At 43.6% G+C, this 5,640-nt stretch carries 4 protein-coding genes and 1 pseudogene; all 5 read right to left on the reverse strand.

From position 1 onward, the window contains the following. Nucleotides 1–85 (reverse strand): annotated as a pseudogene (locus tag HMPREF0849_RS10475) (nicotinamide riboside transporter PnuC); the annotation flags it as partial. A 9-nt stretch (nt 86–94) separates the two neighbouring features. Continuing rightward, nucleotides 95–1,153: an AAA family ATPase gene (locus HMPREF0849_RS04475; RefSeq protein WP_000730566.1), complete on the reverse strand. Its 1,059-nt coding sequence runs from the start codon at nt 1,151–1,153 to the stop codon at nt 95–97. Nucleotides 1,154–1,297: 144 nt separating this feature from the next. Next, nucleotides 1,298–3,730, reverse strand: coding sequence for an ATP-dependent Clp protease ATP-binding subunit (locus HMPREF0849_RS04480; protein ID WP_001109733.1), 2,433 nt, complete (start codon nt 3,728–3,730; stop codon nt 1,298–1,300). Between the two features lies 1 nt (nt 3,731). Next, on the reverse strand, nt 3,732–4,190 hold the full coding sequence (locus HMPREF0849_RS04485) for a CtsR family transcriptional regulator (RefSeq protein WP_001211258.1): 459 nt from the start codon (nt 4,188–4,190) through the stop codon (nt 3,732–3,734). A gap of 171 nt (nt 4,191–4,361) precedes the next feature. Beyond that, on the reverse strand, nt 4,362–5,640 hold a 1,279-nt coding region (locus tag HMPREF0849_RS04490; RefSeq protein WP_000330273.1), incomplete at its 5' end, for a Spy0128 family protein.

The following is a 5,640-nucleotide window of genomic DNA, read 5'->3' on the forward strand; positions in this document are numbered from 1 at the left end:
CTGCAAAACCGATCTTGCGGGCTTCAGCATGGACATTGTTAAAGTTTTCGATAAATTGTGTGATTTTTTTAGTTACTGTTTTCATAATTTTCTCCTAATCTGCTTGGTAAATGGCATCGATAGCCACTTTTGCTGCTTCATAATTGCCTAGATAATCCTCCGCTAGATAAACTAGTGGAATGGTCGTTAAGTATCTCTCCCTCATCTGATCCAAATGCTGGGAAAAACTGTAGCGAATGTGGTCCTCTGCCATGGTCATATCTCTAAATCCGTCATTGACATAGGAGCCAACAGGCTGCACAAAGAGAATCAAGTCCCATTTTTCCTTAGCCAAGATTGAAACAAAGAGATTGTCAAATGTCTCCCCTGATAAATCCTCTTGGTCCTCAGTCTCCATGTAATAGTCATAGTAGCCCTTGGTTACCAAGGAGTTGGTATCGGCTATCACTAGGCCTCGATTGGCATTGCTGTCGATTAACTTGGAGGTCTGGTCATACTGCCCTAAAAGGAGATAATAATAATCCTTTGGGGTCAATTCATCGTCGCGGACATTGTTTTTGATCTGGTACTCACGCGCGTATTCCAGACTAACAGGCGCATCGTAATACCTTGCCAAATCCTTGGCTAGAGTGGTCTTCCCATTACTAGCACTTCCCATAATCAACACTTTCTTTGTAAACTGACGACGGAAGGGCTGAGCGATGTATTTCCAATATTTGCTTGGATTTTCTCGAATCATAGTCGCTGAGATACCAAATTTTCTTTCTTGCAAGACGGTGCCAAATCCACGTTTAGCTAGTTCTTGCTGGTAGTCTGCTTCTCCTACAAAAAAAGTCAGTTCTTGCTGGGTTTCATCATAGGAAATCTCCGCTAACATCTGGTCCAACCACTCCTGCCAGCCCATAGGGTAACGGGGAAGGTTGATCTCATCCAGCTTGCAGACAGAGGTCAATTCGTCATCACGAAAAGCCTCTCGGATATAGCGAAATCGTTTTTGAAGACTTAAACCTACCTGCTCCCCTCGGTCTCCCTCGTAGCCTGAAACGACTACCCAGACCTGGTCACACTGACGCTTCGCTCGCTGGATCAGATCGATATGCCCTTGATGGAGAGGGGCAAAGGTCCCAAATACCACTGCTGTTTTCTTTTTCATAAATATTTTACCTTTTTATAATTTTTGATATTTTTATTTTCTATGTTTTTATTATATACTATATTTTTGTTTCGTCAATAGTTTTTTATCATTTTTTATAAAAAAGTAGAAAAAAGAATCAGGATTGCTCCTGACTCTCCATTTTTAAGCAATATCAAATTTTAGTTGACCAGCTTTGACACCAATCTTGAGGGTCTTGCCTGCTACCAGTTCTCCCTTAAGGAGGAGTTCTGCTAGCTTGTCTTCCACTTCTGTTTGCAGGGTTCTGCGAAGTGGGCGAGCTCCCATTTCTGGATCATATCCTTGACTTGCTAGTAACTTCAACGCTGAAGCTTGCAGTTTCAAGTCGATGCCCTTCTCTGCTAGGCTAGCAATCAATGGTTTAACCATGATCTTAACGATTTCCTGCATGTGTTCGCTATCCAAGCTATGGAAGACCACCTTTTCATCAATACGGTTGATAAACTCTGGTCGATAAGTTTTTTTCAACTCTTCAAAGATTCGTTTTTCCATATTTTCCTGGTCAAAACGAATGTCTTTCGCGCCAAAGCCAACCGTCTTGTCATCACGAAGAGCCGTCGCACCAAGGTTTGACGTCATGATGATAATGGTATTTGAAAAATCCACCTTGCGTCCCTTGCTATCTGTCAAGACACCGTCGTCCAGAACCTGCAAGAGAACATTAAAGATATCTGGGTGGGCCTTTTCTACCTCGTCAAAGAGGAGCACAGAGTAAGGTTTGTTGCGAACCTTCTCGGTCAACTCCCCACCTTCTTCGTAGCCTACATAGCCCGGAGGAGCTCCATTGAGACGGCTAGCTGCGAATTTCTCCATATACTCACTCATATCAAAGCGGATAAGGGCTGATTCGTCATCAAAGAGAACTTCTGCCAGAGCCTTTGCCAATTCGGTCTTACCGACTCCTGTCGGCCCTAGGAACATAAAGGAACCAATTGGACGCTTGTGACTGCGAATACCTGACTGATTGCGACGAATCGCACGGCTAATGCTTGAAACAGCTTGATCTTGACCGATGACACGTTTGTGTAGTTCAGCTTCCAAGTTCAGATATTTCTTGGCATCAGTCTGAGTCAGTTTTTGAACTGGGATCCCTGACAAGCGACTCAAAGTGGTTAAAATATCAGATTCTGTTACCAAATCTTTATAGACAGGGACCTCCTGCTCTTTTGCGATTAACTGGGCGGCTTGTTTCCACTTGCCATCCATCAGGGCCTTGTCAGCTGGACTCAAGTCGGATTCGTCTGCTTTCACTTGCTTGGATTTGTTTTGCACTGTTGCTGCCGCTTCATCCAAGAGGTCGATGGCAGAGTCTGGTAAGTGACGACTGGTCAAGTAACGATGCGCCATCTTGACAGCTGTTTCGACAGCTTCATCTGCGATTTGCACACGGTGGTGTTTTTCATAGGTAGCCTTCAAACCTTGCAAAATAGTCATGCTGTCAGCTAGACTTGGCTCTTCAATCGTCACTTTTGCAAAACGACGAGAAAGGGCAGCATCTTTTTCGATGTGTTTTTGGTATTCTTCCTGAGTGGTTGCACCAACCGTTCTCAAAGTTCCGCGAGCCAAGGCTGGTTTCAAGATATTAGCCGCATCCAGAGTCGAGTCAATACCGCTACCAGAACCCATGATGGTGTGGAGTTCATCGATAAAGAGGATCACTTTGCCATCTTCCTCGATGTCCTTGATGATATTGTTCATGCGCTCTTCAAAATCCCCACGGAAACGTGTTCCCGCAACGACATTCATCAAATCAAGCTCTAGAACACGCATCTTTGCCATTTCCGCAGGCACATCCCCACTAGCAATACGCTGGGCAAGCCCAAGTGCTAGAGCTGTTTTCCCGACACCAGCATCTCCAACCAAGACCGGATTGTTCTTGGTCTTTCGGCTCAAGATTTGAATCATACGTGAGATTTCCTTGTCTCGACCGATAACTGGCTCTAACTTGCCAGAACGCGCTTGCTCCGTCAGGTCATGCGTGTAGTCCTCTAGACCACCACTTTGAGCTTGAGGCATGCCCATCATATTGGCCATGGAATTTTGCTTGTCAGTTACTGTGCGATGACGTTGACGCAAAGCCTTGAGATCTTCTCTTGTCCATCCTGCACGTTCTTCTAGGTTGCGACGAAGAGCAGCAATTCTGACCTGATCTTTCTGGTCTTCATAAGAAAAGCCTGCTCTCTCCAAGATACGAGTTGCCAAGGCATTGCCATCATGCAAGATTGCATATAATACATGCTCTGTCCCTAGCACCTTTGCATGGACCACTGAGGCCACATACTCTGCTTCTGCAAAGAGAATCTCCAAACGATGGGAAAAGGGCAATTCCGTAAAGGTTTCATCTTGGCTATAGTCGGTTTCAGTCAGTTCCAACGCAACCTCTTCTAAACGGTCCATTTCATAAGGATAATCATTTAGAGTCGCACCTGCCACACTGTAACTGTGATTGGACATGGCAATCAATAAATGCCAAGACTCTAGGTAACTGGCTCCAAAATGGCTCGCAACCATGTAGGCACTCTCGATACATTCATTCAATGCTTTTGAATAGTTCATCTTACTTCTCTTTTCTATCTACCTCTTGTAATAGCTGTCGGAGCATATTGGCACGGACAACTGAGGATTCTTCCCCTAGGACACGATCTGTTGCTACTGAAGTCAGCAAGGTCATCTCCTGTTTGGTCATCAAGTCCTGCTCCACCAAAAGCTGGAGAATATCCTCATAGATCTCCTGACTAACTCGCTCACCAATCGAGTAAAGCAAATCGCGGAGCATCTCATGATGATTGGAAAACTCAATCCGGCCTATTCGAATGTAGCCTCCGCCACCACGCTTGCTCTCAACCAAGTAACCTCTGCTTTCCGTAAAGCGGGTCTTGATGACATAGTTAATCTGACTCGGTACAACCTGGAAGGTATCTGCTAACTGGCTCCGTTGCAATTCCACGATACCAGACTGGTCTAAAATCGCCTTGATATAGGCTTCGATATGATCTGATGTATTTTTAAATCTCATAGTAAATCAAACTCCTTCTTTGAACCTTGACTATCTTTGACTATTATACCGAAATTTTTGATTTTTTTAAAGGAAAAGGGAGCAAGTTGCGAAGATTATTATAAACTATCCAAAACAAAAAGATGGGACCGTCAAACGGTCTCCATCTTTTTTAGTTATTCAAAGTTGAGATTAGTCAACTTTTTTAGCACGGTATACAAGTCCTGCCAAAGCTGCAAGAACTAGACCAAGAATAGTAGAGAATGCTGTAAAGTCTGCTCCACCAGTGTTTGGCAAATCTCCCTTAGGCTGTTCACCCTTAGGACCTTCCTTAGGTTCTTCTTTTTTCGGTTCAGTATATGTGTTAGTGATTGTTGGGTTGTTACCTGTAACTGTTGCTACAAGTTGACCTGCACCGTTATCAACGACTTCAACTGTCACTTTGTAAGAATTCTCATCATATTTGATATTCTCATCGTTACCTTTTACTTCAGTAATAGTGTAAGTGTAGACACCTGCTTTTGCGAAATCAATTGCTGTGAAAGTAACAGTACCGTCTGCAGCGTTTGTAGCTGTCTCAACGACTTTGTCACCTTCTTTAAGTTCAAACTTAAATTGACCTTTTACAAGCTCTTTATCACCTTTCAAGACTTTCTTAGCGGTAAAGGGTACTTTTGTTGAAGATGCAACATAAGTATTTGTGAAGGTTGGGTTGTTGTCAGTTACAGTCGCAACAAGTTGGCCTGCACCGTTGTCATCAACTTTAACAGTCACTTTATGTGTAGCAGTGTCATATGTCACACCTGCTTCGCTACCTGCTTTTTCTGAGATAGTGTAAGTGTGGCTACCTGCTTCTTTGTATTCGATACCTTCGAAAGCAACAGTTCCGTCTGCAGCATTTTTAGCTGTTCCGATTACTTTGTCACCTTCTTTAAGTTCAAACTCATATTTGCCTGCTTCAAGGGCTTTACCTTCTAAGACTTTCTTAGCTGTAATATTTACAGTTGTTGAAGCAGCTTTATAAGTGTTGGTGAAGGTTGGGTTGTTGTCAGTTACAGTCGCAACAAGTTGGCCTTGACCGTTATCTGTAACTGCTACCTTAACTTCGTGTTTAGCAGTGTCGTATGTCACACCTTTTTCACTACCTGCTTTTTCAGAGATAGTGTAAGTGTGAGGGCCTGCTGCTGCGTACTTGATATCTTCGAAAGTAACAGTACCGTCTGCAGCATTCTTAGCTGTCGCAACGACTTTGTCACCTTCTTTAAGTTCGAATTCGTATTTGTCAGCTTCTAGAGCTTTACCTTCCAAGACTTTAGTAGCTGTGATAGTAGCTGTTGTTGTAGTTGCTTTATAAGTGTTGGTGAAGGTTGGGTTGTTACCTGTAACAGTAGCAACAAGTTGGCCTTGACCATTATCTGTAACGTTTACTGTCACTTCATGTGTAGCAGTGTCGTATGTCACACCTGCTTCG

Source organism: Streptococcus sp. C300, from assembly GCF_000187645.1.
Taxonomy (GTDB): Bacteria; Bacillota; Bacilli; order Lactobacillales; family Streptococcaceae; genus Streptococcus; species Streptococcus oralis_CQ.

Excerpts from the sequence above, each read along its gene's own strand:
- HMPREF0849_RS04475 (WP_000730566.1), bottom strand. The coding sequence starts at position 1,153 with ATGAAAAAGAAAACAGCAGTGGTATTTGGGACCTTTGCCCCTCTCCAT.
- HMPREF0849_RS04485 (WP_001211258.1), bottom strand. The coding sequence starts at position 4,190 with ATGAGATTTAAAAATACATCAGATCATATCGAAGCCTATATCAAGGCG.
- HMPREF0849_RS04480 (WP_001109733.1), bottom strand. The coding sequence starts at position 3,730 with ATGAACTATTCAAAAGCATTGAATGAATGTATCGAGAGTGCCTACATG.